At 43.5% G+C, this 17,523-nt stretch carries 14 protein-coding genes; 7 read left to right on the top strand and 7 right to left on the bottom strand.

Features of this window, described 5'->3' with window-relative positions; genetic code table 11:
* Window positions 1-51 precede the first annotated feature (51 nt).
* The 3 genes from DP114_RS04595 to DP114_RS04585 form a co-directional block, all read right to left on the bottom strand.
* Complete coding sequence (locus DP114_RS04595; RefSeq protein ID WP_171975560.1) at window positions 52-1,431, bottom strand: dihydroorotase; 1,380 nt, start codon at window positions 1,429-1,431, stop codon at window positions 52-54.
* A 120-nt stretch (window positions 1,432-1,551) separates the two neighbouring features.
* A complete protein-coding gene (locus DP114_RS04590) occupies window positions 1,552-2,904 on the bottom strand; it encodes a histidine phosphatase family protein (RefSeq protein WP_171975559.1) in 1,353 nt (450 codons plus the stop codon).
* Between the two features lie 235 nt (window positions 2,905-3,139).
* Window positions 3,140-3,532, bottom strand: coding sequence for a hypothetical protein (locus DP114_RS04585; RefSeq protein WP_171975558.1), 393 nt, complete (start codon window positions 3,530-3,532; stop codon window positions 3,140-3,142).
* 391 nt (window positions 3,533-3,923) lie between these two features.
* Between DP114_RS04585 and bla the strand changes: the two genes are divergently transcribed.
* Window positions 3,924-4,958, top strand: coding sequence for a class A beta-lactamase (gene bla, locus DP114_RS04580; RefSeq protein WP_169263623.1), 1,035 nt, complete (start codon window positions 3,924-3,926; stop codon window positions 4,956-4,958).
* A gap of 124 nt (window positions 4,959-5,082) precedes the next feature.
* Window positions 5,083-5,778 carry a PD-(D/E)XK nuclease family protein gene (locus tag DP114_RS04575; protein ID WP_171975557.1) on the top strand — a complete coding sequence of 232 codons (696 nt, stop codon included), beginning with the start codon at window positions 5,083-5,085 and terminating at the stop codon, window positions 5,776-5,778.
* Between the two features lie 8 nt (window positions 5,779-5,786).
* Here DP114_RS04575 and DP114_RS04570 read toward each other — a convergent pair whose 3' ends face one another.
* Window positions 5,787-6,782: a formylglycine-generating enzyme family protein gene (locus DP114_RS04570; protein ID WP_171975556.1), complete on the bottom strand. Its 996-nt coding sequence runs from the start codon at window positions 6,780-6,782 to the stop codon at window positions 5,787-5,789.
* A gap of 13 nt (window positions 6,783-6,795) precedes the next feature.
* Window positions 6,796-8,169, bottom strand: a complete 1,374-nt coding sequence (locus tag DP114_RS04565; RefSeq protein WP_171975555.1) for a sulfatase — start codon at window positions 8,167-8,169, stop codon at window positions 6,796-6,798.
* Window positions 8,170-8,620: 451 nt separating this feature from the next.
* On the opposite strand from DP114_RS04565, the gene DP114_RS04560 reads away from it, so the two are divergent.
* The 4 genes from DP114_RS04560 (at window position 8,621) to hetR (ending at window position 14,594) form a co-directional block, all read left to right on the top strand.
* Window positions 8,621-10,624, top strand: a complete 2,004-nt coding sequence (locus DP114_RS04560; protein ID WP_172195161.1) for an EamA family transporter — start codon at window positions 8,621-8,623, stop codon at window positions 10,622-10,624.
* Between the two features lie 161 nt (window positions 10,625-10,785).
* On the top strand, window positions 10,786-11,307 hold the full coding sequence (locus DP114_RS04555) for a helix-turn-helix domain-containing protein (protein ID WP_172195159.1): 522 nt from the start codon (window positions 10,786-10,788) through the stop codon (window positions 11,305-11,307).
* A 345-nt stretch (window positions 11,308-11,652) separates the two neighbouring features.
* Entirely contained in the window at window positions 11,653-11,970 is a 318-nt protein-coding gene (locus DP114_RS04550) for a transposase (RefSeq protein WP_171975552.1), read from the top strand.
* A gap of 1,724 nt (window positions 11,971-13,694) precedes the next feature.
* Entirely contained in the window at window positions 13,695-14,594 is a 900-nt protein-coding gene (gene hetR / locus DP114_RS04545) for a heterocyst differentiation master regulator HetR (RefSeq protein WP_169263630.1), read from the top strand.
* 248 nt (window positions 14,595-14,842) lie between these two features.
* Here hetR and DP114_RS04540 read toward each other — a convergent pair whose 3' ends face one another.
* Window positions 14,843-15,541, bottom strand: a complete 699-nt coding sequence (locus tag DP114_RS04540; RefSeq protein WP_171975551.1) for a hypothetical protein — start codon at window positions 15,539-15,541, stop codon at window positions 14,843-14,845.
* 255 nt (window positions 15,542-15,796) lie between these two features.
* On the opposite strand from DP114_RS04540, the gene rpsD reads away from it, so the two are divergent.
* Window positions 15,797-16,405 carry a 30S ribosomal protein S4 gene (gene rpsD / locus DP114_RS04535; RefSeq protein ID WP_171975550.1) on the top strand — a complete coding sequence of 203 codons (609 nt, stop codon included), beginning with the start codon at window positions 15,797-15,799 and terminating at the stop codon, window positions 16,403-16,405.
* Between the two features lie 71 nt (window positions 16,406-16,476).
* On the opposite strand, the gene moaA is transcribed toward rpsD, so the two are convergent.
* Window positions 16,477-17,466: a GTP 3',8-cyclase MoaA gene (gene moaA / locus DP114_RS04530; RefSeq protein WP_171975549.1), complete on the bottom strand. Its 990-nt coding sequence runs from the start codon at window positions 17,464-17,466 to the stop codon at window positions 16,477-16,479.
* Window positions 17,467-17,523: the final 57 nt, after the last annotated feature.

The raw sequence follows: 17,523 nt of genomic DNA, 5'->3' as shown, positions 1-17,523 counted from the left end.
ACCCAATTTCTTTGAGAAATTGGGTCTTTTTAATTGTGGAACTTCTAGAAACTAACACCAAGTTTGTACAACTCGACCTGTCAATTGCTGTCCCAGCCAAAATGTATTACTAGAAAGTGTATGTAGATTTTGCTTTTCGACTTTCCAGTTTTGCTGGGGATCAAATAAAGTGAGTTCGGCTTTTTGATCTGGCGCGATCGCACTTATTCTCTGTTGTAAACACTCCGCCGGACGAGTACTAAAAGCTTTCCACAATTCTAATGCTGTAAATTCTCCTGTTTCTACTAGATGCTGCCATAAAAGGGGTAATGCTAACTCGTAACCAATTGCCCCTGGTGGAGCTTCGGCAAAGGCAACGGTTTTCTCTTCGTAGGTGTACGGTCTGTGGTCTATGGCTATTGCATCTATAACACCTGTGCGTACTGCTTGCCGTAACGCTGCTACGTCATTAGAAGTCCCCAAAGGTGGTTCTAAACGCAGGTTCGTATTATTATAGCTTTGAATTTTTTGCATGTCAAGTAAAAGGTGCATCCAAGTGGTACTGACGGTAATCGGTACACCTCTGGCTTTAGCGGATGCAATCAGTTCGACACTGCGAGCAGTGGAAACACGCATGATATGTACTGGCGTATTTGTGGCGGTGACTAATTCCAACAAAGCGGCGATCGCAGAGGTTTCCGCACTAGAAGGTATAAAAGGCAGGCCAAAACGGATAGCATCTCGACCTTCCCGGATGACGCCATTTCCCATCAATTGGCGATCGCAACACCAAAATGCAACTGGTTTCCTCAAAGGTTGGATATATTCCAACACCCGACGTACCAGCCCAAAATTTTCCCAAGGCTGACTATCAGTAAAGCCAACCACTCCAACTGCAGCCAAGTTTGCCAATTCAGTCATTTGCTTGCCAGCAACATCCAAACTAATTGCACCCCAGACATTGACTTGGGGAGAAGACAATGAGGACAAGGGAGAATTTTGCTTCTCCCTGATTTCTACACCAGTCACCTGCTCTGGTAAATCTTCCCGGAGTTTACGCTCACCCTGGCGCTGGCTTTTCATGTGGCTCATCACCTCCAACTCCCCTCCTCGCTTCTGCAGCTGTGCTACCACAGCCGGATTATCAATCACTGGGGATGTATCGGGTAAGATACTAATTCGTGTGAAGCCCCCAGCAGCAGCAGCTTGTAAGAGAGACTGGAGGGTTTCGCGTTCTTCAAATCCTGGTTCTCCAGAGTGGCTATACAAATCTACCAACCCTGGTCCTAATATCAACCCTTGACAATCTCTGACACGGGTGTTGTCCGGCACATCAGATCTGTGATGCATCACAGATCTGATATAGCCATCCTCAATAAGGACATCAGCAATTTGGTCAGTTCCAGAAACAGGGTTGATAACCCTTACTTGTTGTAGCAGTTCACTTGCCATTTTAGCTACCAGCTATCAAATCTCAGCTATCACCTTTTTAACTTTTTTATTTTGTTAACTGTGCGTTTGTGTTACATAACCCAAGAATCAACTAACAGCAAAAGGCTGACATATTATACATTACAATGCCCCTGCCGCAGTTTTATCAAGTACGCCACCGCCTAAGTGAGCGGTGATGTTCATCGCTTGCAATACTGGTTTCCCATTTTTTCCTAGGGCGTAGTCAATAACACTTACTGCACCGTTACCCTGACGAAAATTCCAAAAATGTTCTGATGATAAACCCAGAACGTGACACAGCAGAGTTTTGTTAGTCGCATCATGAGCAACAACTAATCCGATTTTGAGTTCATTTGCCAATGCAGTTTGAACAATAGACTCCCACGCTGCGACACTACGTTCCCACACTTGTTGCAAGTTTTCTCCTTCTGGCATTTGGACTTGCGCTGGTGTTGTGCGCCAGCGATCCAACTCTCCTGGAAATTCCTGCTCTATTTCTTTTTCTAATTTTCCTTCCCAAAGTCCGTGACTAATTTCCCTTAAACCATCCAGCAATTCCAAATTGACATCAGTATGGTACTGCAAAATAATTTCTGCAGTTTCTTTAGGACGCACCATTGTGCTACTGACTGCAAAATCAATTTCTACGTCTTTGAGAAACTGAGCAGCTTTTTGTGCCTGCTGTCTACCATTGTCGTTGAGAGGAACATCAATTTGCCCCTGAAATCTGGTTTGGCGGTTCCACTCAGTTTCTCCGTGACGCACCAGCAACAACCTTACACCTTTGTGATTTGGGCGCAAGGAGGGTAGAAGATCTCCTAAATGTTGCGTCTGATTCAGAGATTCTAGTTGGACAGGTTCTCCCAATCCTCCAGAAAAATTAAGTACACTGATGCAACAGTTAGATTGTTGTATGGAATGGTAACGTTCTGGAGGAATTTCCAGTGCCGTGCCCAAAAGAGCACGATTAATGCCATTATGCCCCACAACAAGTATTGTTTCGTTTTGATGGCGAGCTAAAACTTCTTGCCAAAACTGCCGCGCCTGTTCATACAAAGCCACAACAGGAAAATGTTCTGTTGTTTGCTCACCGTCTTTTACAGACATCCGCAGTAGCTGGGGAGTTTCCTGCCAAATGCGGTAGTCTTCACGAAACTTCTCTTTAACTTCAGCAGAAAGCATTCCCTGCCATAAAGGCAGGTCAATTTCCATCAACAGATCAGAAGTTTGGGGAATAGCAGACTGCTCAGTATGAATTGTCAACTCACGGTGAATAATATCTACTGTATCTTTTGCACGTTGCAAAGGACTGCTATATATTGCGTTAAATAGGAAATTACTGAGGGCTTTGCCTACTTGAGTAGAATCACTACGACCTTTTTCAGTTAATCTAGAAGCATCCGAGCGTCCTTGTACGCGTTTTTCGGTATTATAAGTACTTTGACCGTGGCGCACGATAATTACACGAGTCACGTTTTACCCTCCTGTATCTAAAGGAATCATTCTACTGTAAAGTGTTAGCAGAATAATCTCTTGACAGAAGTCTACTTCATGTGTTTATTACTCTTGTAATTAGCTGAAAATGAAGAACCCTCCAAGCTTATAGGCATTTTCGCCCAAAATTTGGAGGGGATCTGAGTCTTTCGCATTTTTATGGAGATTTTACCCAAATATTTCCGTAAAATAACAAGAAAACTCATTATTTCTACTAATTTCCATCTCTATCTAAGTCAACCTGTACTTTCACCCCATCATTGCTGTAAAACGAGTCATCTCCTTGGGGGAAAAGCAGATTGTTTGGAGTTGTTAACGGTTCTCTACGGCGTAATTCGACTTGATCGCCCAGTTGCAAAACTTCACCTGGAGATACAGTTTCTGCATAATTTTTTTGTGGGACATTATTTTGAGAATTTAGTCCTGTAAAAAATCTTGCGAAATCACCTTGGGCTGTTCTATTATTTACGCCAGTTAAAGAATTTCCTTGAATTGTGTAATTCCCAGTTTTTGAGTTTGATGGGACTGAGGACTGTGCGTAAACTTTGGTTTGTAATCCACCAGTTGCTGCCACTATAGCTAAGGCAGCGAATATCTTGATATTCATTGTTTTTCCCCAAACTTTATATTATTTTTAGGACAAAATTGTATAAGAAAGCTCTTTTACTCTGATTAGAGAGTAAACTTGACAAACAAAAGGTACTGGAATATACACTTGTTAAAGTTGAGAAAATGCTGTTATTGCCAGAAAGCTGAACGAAAGTAAGACATTTTTCATGGTTTCTGGTTGAAAACCCATTACGGCTCTTGACAGTTTTCTCTTAAAATTTCCTGGTCAATTGGGTTAGATAGCTAGTTTTCATCATTGCTGTTATCTCCAATCACAAATCAATAACTATTTTTCTAGGTTATTAAATATTTGTAAATTTTTCATCTCATTTGAGAGATATGTCTACAAGCATAGTTGAGATTTGCTAGTTTTCAAGAAGAAAAACTTTATGGACAAAAAGAAGAAACCGCGAAGCACGCGATCGTTGAACTGGTTAGCAGGCGCTCTGTATGTTTTTTGCTTGGTGTCTATCTCCCCTACCAAGGCTGGATCACTAGCGGACACCTCTACCCTGCAACGGAACTTGGAAGTTGTTGCAAAGGGGTCTGATGGTCGGGTTGGAATCTGTGCAGAGCAGATAAAATCGGGCGTCATTACCTGCGTCAACGGTGACCAACGTTTCTCGCTTCAGAGTGTTATGAAGTTGGTCGTTGCTGCTGCCGTGATGGATGCAATTGATCGTGGCCAGATGCGTCTTGAGGATGTTGTAACTGTCCGCAAGAACGATCTAAGCCTTTATGTCCAGCCGATTGCCGATCTTGTTGCAGAACGTGGAGAAGTAAAGACAACTGTCGCCGATTTGATCTCTGGTGCAGTTATCGAGAGCGATAGTGCCGCGACAGATCTTCTTTTTGCGCGGGTTGGCGGTGCGGAAGGTATTAGGACGTTTTTGAAAACGAAGAGGATTTCAGGTCTTAGCGTGGATAGGGACGAGAAACACCTCCAAACTGAGATTGTCGGTTTGATTTGGCGGCCTGAGTATGTTGATGCAAATGTACTTGAGAAAGCGATAAAAGCTGTACCGTCCGGTCGTCGCGATGCGTCTTTTGCTGCGTACTTGAAAGACAAGCGTGATACGGCGACGCCACGAGGAATGGTGAGCTTTCTAAGTGCTCTTGCCACCGGGAAACTCCTTTCAGCCAAATCAACTGCGCATCTGTTAAAAGTGATGCAGGAAACCGTAACCTTTCCAGATCGCTTGAAAGCAGGGGTGCCGGAAGGCTGGACACTTGGCCATAAAACAGGAACTAGCCTTACCTGGAGGGGCGTTACTGCGGTGACCAATGATGTCGGAATACTAACCGCACCGGACGGCGGTACGATCTCAGTTGCTGTTTTTGTGGCAGAGTCACGGCGATCCTCAAAGGAGCGTGCAAAAGTCATCGCAGCGACAGCTAAAACGATTACGAGTTCTTATCGCTAAAATCTCTTGGCAAAAATGCTGCACCATCTCGGTTACGCGATGTGCATTGACTTCTGACTTTTGGATTTTCCTTAAAACACACTTATTCCTTGCTTGAATGATATAGTACGAAAAAAAACCAGCAATGTCCTTTGATACCCAACTGCTACCCCGCATCAATGCCAAATCAATGCGGGAAAATGGTAAACAATATTACGTGGATGCTCAGGGAAATCGCTTCCCTAGTGTGACGACAATACTTAACGCCACCAAACCGCAAGAAGACCGTGATCGGCTGTTAAATTGGAAAGCACGTGTTGGAGGTGAAGAAGCCACACGAATTACAACAGGAGCCAGTCGTCGAGGAACACAAACCCACAAACAAATTGAACGCTCTCTGCTGGGAGAAAACCCTATTTGTCCTGAAGCGAGTCGTCCTTATTGGGAAAGCATCAAACCTGTTTTAGAAGAAATTGATACAGTCAAACTTGTGGAAGGCTCAGTCTTTCACTACAACATGAGCTATTCCGGCAAAGTAGATTGTGTTGCAAGTTATAAAGGTATTCCCTGTATTTGCGAGTGGAAAACAGCAGATAAACCTAAAGGTTCAATTGAGCGTTTATATGAACATCCTCTGCAATTAACAGCTTACCTAGGAGCAGTTAATCAGTGTTATCAAGAGTATAGTATTGACCTAAATCATGCTTTATTGGTTGTAGCAATACCAAACACAGAAGCTGAGGTATTTTGGTTTGAGCCAGAAGTCATGAAAGATTACTGGAAGCAATGGGAACAACGAGTTGCTGAGTATTGGAAACGTAGAAACAGTTGGAGTCGCTAAAGCAGAGTTCACACATTGACTATACAACGAAATCCAATATGACAAGTTGAGGTATCTACTGTTTCTGGATGACGTGCGGCTGGTCGATAACGCTGGCAGTAGTTAGGGGCACACAGAAAGGAACCACCTTTGAGTACCTTTCTAGGTATTTGAGATGGTGTATTTGGATCAAAGCTCTCTTGTTGGGTTCCACCTCTGGGGTTGACTGGAATACAGCAAGATTTAGTCTTATTTTCCGGGTGAGAGTCTCGATACCAATCAGTTGTCCACTCCCAAACGTTGCCGATCATATCGTACAAACCATAACCATTTGCAGGATACGAGCCGACAGATTCTGGTCCAGGAGAGCGCCGCTTTAGGTTTTGCCAAGGAAACTCACCGGACCAAGTGTTAGCCATGCGCTTACCTTTAGGAGCAAATTCATTTCCCCAGGAGTAGACAGCACCCTCCAGCCCACCGCGAGCCGCAAATTCCCACTGTGCTTCCGTCGGTAACAATTTACCAGCCCAAGCTGCGTAAGCTTCAGCATCTTCATAGGCAATATGTACCACAGGATAATTTTCTCGCCCTTTGATAGAACTTCCAGGTCCGGCTGGATGTCGCCAGTTTGCACCTGGTACATAAACCCACCAGCTACAAGTTTGTAAATTCACTGGATGTTTCGGCTGCTGAAATACAGCCGAACCTGGTACTAAAAGTTCCGGTATCGCTCCAGGATAATCTTCTGGCTTTGGTGGACGTTCTGCTACTGTCACGTAACCAGTTGCTTTCACAAAACGTTGAAACTGCTTGTTAGTAACACCATAACGATCCATCCAAAAGCCATCTACACGGACAAGATGGGCTGGACTTTCCTCTGGGTAATGGTGGTCAGACCCCATCACAAAAGCGCCACCTGGTATCCAGACGATATCTTTATCAGGTGCTTTACCAGGACGCTTAATCGCGATTTGCCTGTCAGATTTACCAGATGAAACCTCTTGATGTACTGTACGTTCCTGCATGAATGACTTTTCCTTAAGCTGGGTAAGGCAGAACTTGTTCGTTCCATTCCTCAAAGCGATCGCGCAACCGCTGCAACACTTTAGGATTGTTATCTTTGAGGTCAGTTTGTTCGCCTTCGTCATTGGCAAGATTAAACAGATATTCGTTCTCTCCCTGGCGCAAGTACTTCCAATCCCCGCTTCGGACTGCTGCTTGAAGAGTCCCTGAAGGACGCCCAGCGATATTGGATTTGTAGCGCCAGAACAGCGTTCGAGGGGAAACAGGTTTTTTACCCAGAAGGACAGGGAGCAAATTCCGACCATCAAGTGGATAGTTGGGGTCGGGTGAAGTACCTGTTGCTGTCAGAATTGTTGCTGTCAAGTCAAACGTGATAAGAACTTGGCTGTTCACTTGGTTGGGTTGAATCACTCCCGGCCACCGGATTAAAGTGGGAACTCGTATACCACCTTCATACAAACCACCCTTTCTCCCTTGAAAAGGTCCAATATCAGAGTACCTCTCACCCCCGTTATCACTGACAAAAATAACTATGGTGTTATCAGCCTGCCCAGACTCCTTTAAAGCTTGCAAGACTTTACCAACTCCGTCGTCTAGACTTTTTAGGATTGCAGCGTAAGTTTCTTTTGACCCTCCGGCAGTGAAAGCATTTGAATTGTAGAAAGTTCGACTCAACTCTTCATCATTTGGTCCTTCCCAAGGCCAATGGGGCGCATTGTAATGAAGGCTTAGGTAAAACGGTTGATTGCGGGGTCTTTTGAGGAATTCAACAGCACGCTCAGTATACAAGTCTGTAGCATAACCAGGTTTTTCTACAGGCACCTCACCTTCATAGAAGTCAAGTTTTCCACTTCCATCTTTGTGGGTAAAGTAGTCGATCGCCCCACTATAATTTCCAAAAAACTCATCAAAACCACTCTTAAGTGGACCGTAATCGGGAAGAAAGCCAGTGTGCCATTTACCAACCAATGCTGTCTGGTAACCATTGGCTTTTAAAAGGGAAGCGATTGTTGGGTGTTCCGGCGGTAATCCTACAGTCTCGCCTCCAGCTAAAGGTTCTTGAAGACCAACTGGCAATCGCGCTGGATAACGACCTGTAAAAAAGCCGATCCGTGTTGGCGTGCAAACAGTTTGCGCTGCATAGGCATTGGTGAAGCGTGTACCTTCCCTTGCCAACTGGTCTAAATTTGGCGTCTGATAGGTTTTTCCATAAATACCAATGTCGCCCCAGCCCAAGTCATCCGTCAAAATGAACAGTATGTTCGGACGCTTTCGTTTGGCAGCGACAGCAGAAAACACACTTGAGCCTCCTAATGTCAAGACTGTGCTGGCAAGTGCAGTCCCCACAAACTGACGACGACCAATTGCTGGTAGTTTGCGTTTATTCATTGATTTCTCCTGATCAGTTTTTGATTACCTAGGTTAAGCATGGTGATTCGAGCCTGAGTGATGAAACTTCAGACTTGTTGGACACACATTTGTGACCTATAGGCTACAAATTGATTGGTGCTATGTCCCTGCTAATATTCCGGTAATAAGCTCGATTAACAGTATTTTAACTACAGACATAATTGCACATATAGAATGCGCAAAGCAAGTATTTTTATAACAAATTGTGTAGAAGATGACAGGAAAATAAATTAGTAGCCTTCACTCCTATTTTCAAGTTAGGCTGAAGTGGATTCCGTTTTAGGAAAAATTGCCTTTCAAGCCCTTGCAGCAATTTTTCTCTGAAGGTAGAGATATATCCATTGACAGAAAACAGAAATAATAGGAATATAAGCGCCGGTCAAGTCAATAGTAAGCTGCTTGACCATCAAAGGTCAGAGGTTAAAGACGAATGGGGCGATACGAAAGGCGACCAGATAACCCACGAGAAAAAGGCGATCCATATGGGACAGCAGAAACTGCTTTACGAGCTGTCACTGAGGAATTGCAAATCCTCCAACGGAATTTGCTTAGATCCTTACAGGAAGATACCAAGCGGTTGCAAGCAGAAAAAGACCGCTTAACTCAAGACATTAGACGGCTGGAAGAGGAAAAAGAACATCTTCAACAGGCGTATCAAATTAATGAGCAGCAAACGTTGATTCGTCAATTGTCACAAGTATTAGCTAATCATATATCAACGCAGCTGCAATCTTCTTTGGAAACTTTAGCTACCCAAGCTATGGAGCGTGTTTCCCAACCAGTGGGAAGTTCTGAATTCACACAAACCACAAGTCGCTCCACAAGTGAAGCAAATGAGTATGCCCAAAAACTTCTGGGTTCTTTGGATGACACCCTCACTATTACCTTTAACTCACTGCAGCAGGAGTTGAAAAACTATCAAGGCGGTCTTTCTCAACAGTTATCCCGAATGATAGTCCAACAAAGGGAAGGCGAAGCAATTTTAATAGAATTAGTGAATTCTCTGCGTAGAGAACTGGAACAAACACCACAAAATTCTACAATTGCAGCAGTTCCCCCTCCTGAGATTGAACAAATTCTACAACAGCAACAGCTGACTTCTGAGGAAGTACCAACAAAGTTGCAAAGAGAAATTCCTCCAGAAACTACAGTTTTACCTAGGAGTTTACCCCAGGAAGAAACCCCTGCTTGGAATTCTCTTTCCCAAAGTATAGTCTCGCCAAGCGAAACAACTCAGTCTCCTCCTGTGTCAGAAGAACCAACTCCGGTAGCATCTCCAAGACGCAGCGAAACAACTCAGTCTCGACAGGTGTTAGAAGAACCAACTCCGGTAGCATCTCCAAGACGCGCCGTTTTAGAGCCAGAAACATCTCCTCCACCAGAACCACAACTCACACCAAGGCAGAGGGGAATTTCTTCTTTACAAATCACAGGAATTATGCTGCTAGCATTGTCAACAGTCGCAACAGCGCTGTACAACGTAGCTATTAAGGTAATTTTCCTGCCTGGCTCCCAAATTTTGGGTGTGTTTGATGCACAACGCCTGATATCACCAAATTTGGGTAATTCACTTTTCATTTTGATGCTCAGGATGCTGGTGGTTCTACCGCTAATGTTGCTTTTGGCTCCCATGCTACATTCACGAGTATGGCAAGATCTGCAATACCTGGGTGACTCAGTTCGAGGGAACTCCAGTAATCCGAGTACAAAACGAGTGTTGATACTGTCAATTGTCAGTGGATGCTTTTTGTTTCTCTCTCAGGTACTCATCTACCTTGCTATCGGTCAAATTCCGACTGGGATGGCGATCGCACTTTTCTTTGTCTATCCAATTATCAACGGACTGGTGTCATGGTTTTTGTTCCGCGATCGCCTAACTTTATTTAGTTCTGGCGCTATAGCTGTTATTGGCATGGGTGAATTATTCGTTTTAGGAAGTTCTAACAGTAGTGTCATTGGTAATACTCGTATCGGCAGCATTGCAGCAATTGCTGCAGGAGGTGCTTTTGCTGTGTACCTCCTAGTTTCCCGCATGTGTGCAGCTAAAGTGCATCCAGTGTCTCTTACGTTAATTAACTTTGCTACGATGTTGCTGTTGTCTGTCTTCGGTTTGATACTGCCTTTACCCACAAGTTGGAACTTGCAACTAAACCGTGGTTACCTGCTAGAACTTGTTTTATGTGCTTTCCTATTGGGTGTACTAACGCTCTTCAGCTATTTGTTCAATAATTTTGGAATTCGTAAAATTGGTGCCTCACGCTCAGCAATTATCGGTGCCAGTATCCCTGCTCTAACGGTCATTTTTGCTGGGTTGATTCTTCAGGAAACCTTGCAACTTGAGCAAGTTTTGGGAGTGCTGCTGGTTAGCTTTGGAGCAGGAGCTCTGTGTTTTGAGAAAATCCGCAGGACTAAGCCTTTTCATCAGTCTTCGTAGTGAATGAGTCCCCGTCCTAATACGGTTCGGTTAAACCGAACCGTATTGGGCAGGTGGATAGTGTGCTTCACAATTGTTGAAAAGCGCTGTAAGAAGGAGTCATACCATTTCTTTTTTGGTAAGCTACATATAATGGTGGTTAAAATTATTAGGCTTGGAATATGGTTAGGGTTTGCCAACTAAACATAAAGGAGACAGGGGAAGAACTTCATACCCTTTTAAATCAGCAAAAAACAGCCATAGGTTTTCAAAAAGTGCAAACGTTGTACTTGTTCAAAACTGGTCAGCTAAAAACAATCAAAGATATAGCTGTAGCAATCGGTTCCCACCGAGTAACTGTACAAAATTGGTTACATAAATACCGCCAAGCTGGGATTTTAGGACTGTTGGAGGTGCGTCACGGTGGAGGTAGGCAAAAGATTATTCCTCCAGAAGCGATCGCCGTTTTAGAAGAACGCCTAAAAGACCCAAACAACGGCTTTAAAAGCTATGGTGAAATTCACAAGTGGTTGCAAGAATTTTACGGCGTAAAGGTTGATTATAAAACGGTCTATGCAACAGTACGTTATCAGCTAAAAGCAAAACTTAAAGTCCCTCGACGCCAAAGTGTGAAAAAAGACTCGCAGTTAGCAATTTCCTTTAAAAAAAACTGCCTTTCGTCCTCAAAGTCATTCAATGGTTAAAACAGTATTGTCCTGAAGCTACAAAATCTTTAGCGTCAGTTCGCTATTGGTGTCAAGACGAAACTCGTTTGGGATTAAAAACCATTGAGAGACGACGGATTACAGGTTTGGGGGTGAAGCCTATCGGCACAGTGAGCGTGGGACTTTAAAGCATTTTATATCTATGGGGTAATTGAACCAAGAACAGGGGTTGGGTGAAACCATGACAAAACCGGACAACCTTCCCCCACGAGTACTCTTGAAGCTCCCACAGATATCTGTGGTGGGGGCAAAAAAGGCGTTGATTCTCAATTACTCGTACTTGTTGACAGATCAACCCGCCTTTTTTGCCAAGGTTGTCCGGTTTTGTCTAGGAAAAATGTAGCGGAAAGTTTTTTCTTAGAGTTTTCTCATCTAGATACCGATTGCTTTCAAATTTATTTGAATAAATTATCAGAGCAATATCCAGAACAACTGAATATTATTCAACTAGATAATGGTAGCTTTCACACTACCAAAGCTCTGCAGGTTCCTCCGAATATTATTTTCTTATTTCAACCACCTCACAGCCCAGAACTGAATCCGATAGAGAGGCTCTGGCAGTATATTAAAAACCACGATTTGTTGGGGGATTTACGACAATTTAGAACAGCTGCGATCGCATACAAGAACGGTGTTAAATAACCGCACTCCAGAAGTGATAGCTTCTTTGACTGGATGGGACTACATTCTTCAAGCGCTAAATGTAGCCACTATTTAGAGAAATGGTATTAACTCGTGGGACAACGAACCAACCCAATCTAAAATCTAAAATCGCAAATCTAAAATTGACGGATTGAGGAATTAATTCCGTCCTAGAAGGACGGGGCTTGTACCGACCAACCCCCAATCTAAAATCTAAAATTTAAAATCTAAAATCGTCCCGGTCAGGAAATTCTCGTGCGCAGTGCTGGCTCCTCGTGGCGACTGACGCCTCTATTCTTCTGAGGTAAGTGTCCTACATAACCTAACCATCTGTCGCATTATTTTTTGAAATCAGTATTACCCATTATGGCAGCACGGGAAGCTTAACCGAGCAGTTCTTGAACTCCGGAGAAAAAAAGGAAATCTTATACCGCAAACCCACTAAGCATTTAGTTAATAAACAGTTAGCTCTAAATTCTGAACTTTAGTGCTAAATCCGGAAAATTTACAAAAAAGTTTGTCTTTTACACATTTCATTTATGTACTGTTAGCAATTTAATACTTATTACAAGGAGGGTTTCATTCAGAATTTTGTCTTGTTAAGACTGAGGGGTTAAACCCCACACCCTTTTCTTCCACTTATTAAGATATACATTTATGTTGTTTGCTCCTAAAAATGCCTACAAGTACTAACAAGTCAAGCATTTATTAGACAAATAAGTTGTTAATTTGTACCTTTTGTTGATTTTTTTTTGAAAATCTGAGTTACATTTATACCATAAATTAGACTTTTTATTTAATAAAAAATATTTAAATATATTTAATACTATAAATCAATTGTCATATATATTGTTTCAAAAAAATACTTGAATATTTTGTATCTTGTCTAACATTACTCTCTCAGCCAGATTGATAAAATTAACAAAAATTGTCGAAACAGGAAGGTAGTTTGAACCTTGGATTATCTTTTCAACGTAAGGTCAGCGATTTTCCCGAAAAGAAGTTGCTTTTACACCCAAAACATAACTATCAGTTTTGAGCAGCATAGCAATTTGCAAAGAGCCGCACCACCTGTTATTGTGTCAACTTTATTACCAAGGCAGGTGAAACACTGAAACCTGGATTCTATGGGGATCTATATTGAGGCAGGCTAAAACTGTAGGGAAGATATCGAATAAATGCGGTTCGGGAGTAACTCGCTTACAATTATCTTGCTCTACCTAGTACTACCTAAATTCGGAAGAACCCTTCGCAAGTCAGGGTAAACCCCACGAAAGTTACCTTTGTTTAAAAGATACATCATCCATTAGCCGTACGTACTAGCTAGTTGTTGAACTGAAACAATCCCTTCAAAGCAGGGATTCTCCTTGAAACCATGCCTTCTTTGTCGGAACTAATTTTCTATTGTGTTGGTTCAAGCCTCTAGAGGAAAGGTGCGCTTACGAAATGGTTGGCAGTTTATCCTGCGTATATGCTCTATATGATACCTGCGATTAAGTGACAGAAATTTTCGGTTTTTTCCTAAGGGAATTCTACATATAGAGTGCAAGCTCGGATTTTTTGCTTGAAAACACGCATGAATTACCAACGATGACTACCATCAACACTCATACTTAACGCATAATAGATGATCTAAGGGAAACACATTACCCTAACGTGGGTGTATACTACTTACTTTCCATTGACTGACAATTTTGTAAACGTGCTATTCAACTGTTTGTAATATGAGTAACGACGTAGATCTGATCAAACGTCTCGGCCCCAGTGCAATGGATCAGATCATGCTATATCTAGCTTTTAGCGCTATGCGCACAAGTGGGCATAGGCATGGGGCATTTTTAGATGCAGCAGCAACGGCTGCAAAGTGTGCAATTTACATGACCTATCTGGAACAGGGACAAAACCTGCGAATGACAGGGCATTTGCACCACCTTGAGCCGAAACGAGTCAAAATCATTGTTGAGGAAGTTAGACAAGCGCTAACTGAGGGTAAATTACTGAAGATGCTCGGTTCTCAAGAACCGGGCTATCTGATTCAGTTGCCTTATGTATGGATGGAAAAACATCCTTGGCAACCAGGACGATCGCGCGTTCCAGGGACAAATCTGACATCAGAAGAGAAAAAACATATTGAGCAAAAACTGCCATCTAATCTACCAGATGCTCAGTTAATCACTTCTTTTGAATTTTTGGAGTTAATCGAATTTCTGCACAAGCGCTCTCAGGATGATTTGCCTCCAGAACATCGTATGGAACTGAGTGAAGCATTGGCAGAACACATCAAGCGCCGTCTGCTCTACTCTGGTACGGTGACACGCATTGATTCACCTTGGGGAATGCCTTTCTATGCTCTGACTCGTCCTTTTTATGCTCCAGTTGATGAGCAAGAGCGGACTTACATCATGGTCGAAGATACTGCCCGGTATTTTCGGATGATGAGAGATTGGGCAGAACGCAGACCAAACACAATGCGTGTTTTGGAAGAGCTAGATATCCCACCAGAGCGATTTGAGAGAGCTATGGAAGAATTGGATGAAATTATCCGTGCTTGGGCAGATAGATATCACCAAGACGGAGGAGTTCCGATGATTCTACAAATGGTGTTTGGCAAGAAAGAAGACTAAAAGCCTGTTAACAGTTAACAGTTAGCAGTATAAAGTTGACTGATAGCCCTTCGGGTATGTCCTTCGGACACGCTACTTTGTAAGTCCCAAAGGGACACGCTTACGCGTTCGCTCGATTCGTGCGCTTGCGCTTACGCAGTCGCCTCTGTCGGGAGATCCTCTGCGAAGTTGCCACAACGCTTAAAGTCGCGCAAGGCACAACTCTTGGCAGCGCTGTCTCACTGATAACTGATAACTGTTAGTAGAGCTTATCTGTTACTGGGATTTACCGGGATTTGAGATGGTTGAGATGGGATTGGATTAACCTCAAAAGTTGGTCTAAAATCCGTAGGTTGCCGATTTGACGGAATAAAAGAAGGCAAAAAGCCGCTAACTTTGTCGCTGGCGTCGATACAACTCTCCATTGCTTGAGTCGGGGTAAAATCTATTTCAGCACGCAAACCGACTACACATTGAGCAAAACGTACAGGTAACAAGCTACGACCACAATAATTTAAAACTTCCAGACCAACGGCTTCACGAGTGTAGCGGCTGATACCAACAACACAACTCCCTAGCTCTTCAGGACGCCGTGCTTGCCGACAACTTGCTAGGGCTTCAGATGCTGCAATTTGTGTTTGTCGTCCAATTCCGGTCACACAGGCAGACAAGTCCCCAGGACGTACCGCTTCAGCACAAGCTTGTGACGCTGTTTGTGCTGCAACACCCACACTCAAAAGTCGTCCAGCACATAAACGAAAATCATTTGTGTATGTAGTTGTGACAGCCAACCCTGATGAAGTCATTGCAAACCATCCAGCCACAGCAAACATTGGTGTGGCTAGCCCTGCAGTGACTCTAAAAATAACTGCTTTTAAGGCGTCTGCGCTTGCTTCAAGATGCTGTGCAGTATGTCCGGATCTGTGCCCAAGCGTGTGGGTATCTTTACTTTTTCTCTTGCCTAACATTATTTTTCCTTCTCCAAACACCCAAAGGTATGCTACCTCATGATAAAAGCCCACTTTGATGCTTGCAATACAGAGCAGCGAAGATGAGGGAGTGAGGGAGTGAGAAACTGGGGGGGAGTGAGGAAGTTAAAGACCATTTCTGAGCTTTCCTGTTTGGGTCCTCATCATTCAATGCCTGATATCACAATCTTATTTAGGACTGCTATATAATTGTATGTCTGGGTAAAGTTAAGCAAGATAAAATTTAGGAAGCTCATGTCCCGATACAGAGGACCACGCCTTAGGGTTGTACGTCGCTTAGGCGACTTACCAGGATTAACTCGTAAAAGCGCTAGACGCGCCTATCCGCCAGGGCAACATGGTCAGAACCGCAAAAAACGTTCTGAATACGCCATCCGGTTGGAAGAAAAGCAAAAACTCCGTTTTAACTACGGTGTGACGGAAAAGCAATTGCTGCGTTATATACGCAAAGCGAGACGCGTTACCGGTTCTACTGGACAAGTGCTGCTACAATTGCTAGAAATGCGCTTGGATAATACTGTTTTCCGCATGGGTATGGCTCCCACTATTCCGGCGGCTCGCCAACTGGTGAATCACGGTCATGTTACAGTTAATGGTCGCGCTGTCAATATTGCCAGTTACCAATGCCGTCCTGGAGAGGAAATTGCCGTCAGAAACCGGGAGGGTTCACGGAAGTTGGTCGAAGCTAACTTACAATACCCTGGTTTGGCAAACTTACCTAACCATCTGGAGTTTGACAAAAACAAGTTGGTTGGCAAAGTCAACAGCGTTATTGAGCGCGAGTGGGTGGCGCTACAAATTAACGAACTGCTTGTGGTGGAATACTACTCACGTCAAGCGTAAAAAAGGCAAAAGGCAAAAGGCAAAAGTAAAAAGAAAAGATTTCTTTCTTTTTACTTTTGCCTTGCGGAAGGTTATCCACCAATTTGTGACATGGTGCGAGTATAAACACCAGTCGCTGTACCTGAATAACGTTGCTTAAAGTTAATATCTGGCTTAATTGCCAATAAGTTCCTAACCTGCTCCCGCAATTCGATAGTGCTGATACCTGCACGCAGAGCAGTTTTTAAGTCAATTTGATCAGTTTCATTTAATAAACAGGGACGCAGCCAGCCATCAGCGGAAAGACGCATCCGGTTGCAGCGATCGCAAAAACACTCCGACATCTGACTGATAAATCCCAGTGTCCCTTTCGCTCCCGGAATCTGAAACACATCAGCAGGTCCATTACCACGAACTTGGGATTCTGTCAATCCCCAACGTTCGCGGATGCGTTGGCGTAACTCTTCTGAAGATATCCAACTGCGATCGCCAAACAACTGCGAATTACCAATTGGCATAAACTCAATAAATCGCACGTGCCATTGTTTATCAATCGTCAACGCCGCAAGATCCAGAACTTCGTGGTCGTTGACACCAGGAATGACCACCACATTTAGCTTCAACGGGTCAAATCCTAGGCGATAAGCCGCATGAATCCCCTGCCAAACTTGTTCCCAGCGTGGACGACCGCGATTACCAATAATTTGGTCAAAGGTATCGGGATCAAGGGAATCTAAGCTAATATTGACGCGTCGCAAACCAGCATCATACAGGTTTTGCGCCATTGGAGCGAGTAAAAAGCCGTTTGTTGTCATTGAGAGGTCTTGAGTTTGGGGGAGAGAGGCTATTGCTTTCACCAATTCCACCACACGGGGACGCAGTAAAGGTTCTCCCCCAGTCAAACGAAACCTAGTAAATCCAACGGGGATAAACACTTCTTCAATCAGGATCAGCAGTTCTTTATCAGTCAACAACTGCTGCTTGAGGATATAGTCAAGTTCCGCTCCCTCTGGCATACAGTATTGACAGCGGAAGTTACAGCGGTCTATTAAACTTATGCGGAGGTAATCTACCTGGTTCATGGTTTTATAGAATTATCTTATCGTCTAATTACACGAGATGATGTTTTTGTCAAGCTG

Origin of the sequence: Brasilonema sennae CENA114 (assembly GCF_006968745.1) — a bacterium.
GTDB classification, from domain to species: Bacteria; Cyanobacteriota; Cyanobacteriia; order Cyanobacteriales; family Nostocaceae; genus Brasilonema; species Brasilonema sennae.
This window is presented reverse-complemented; position numbering and strand designations above follow the sequence as displayed.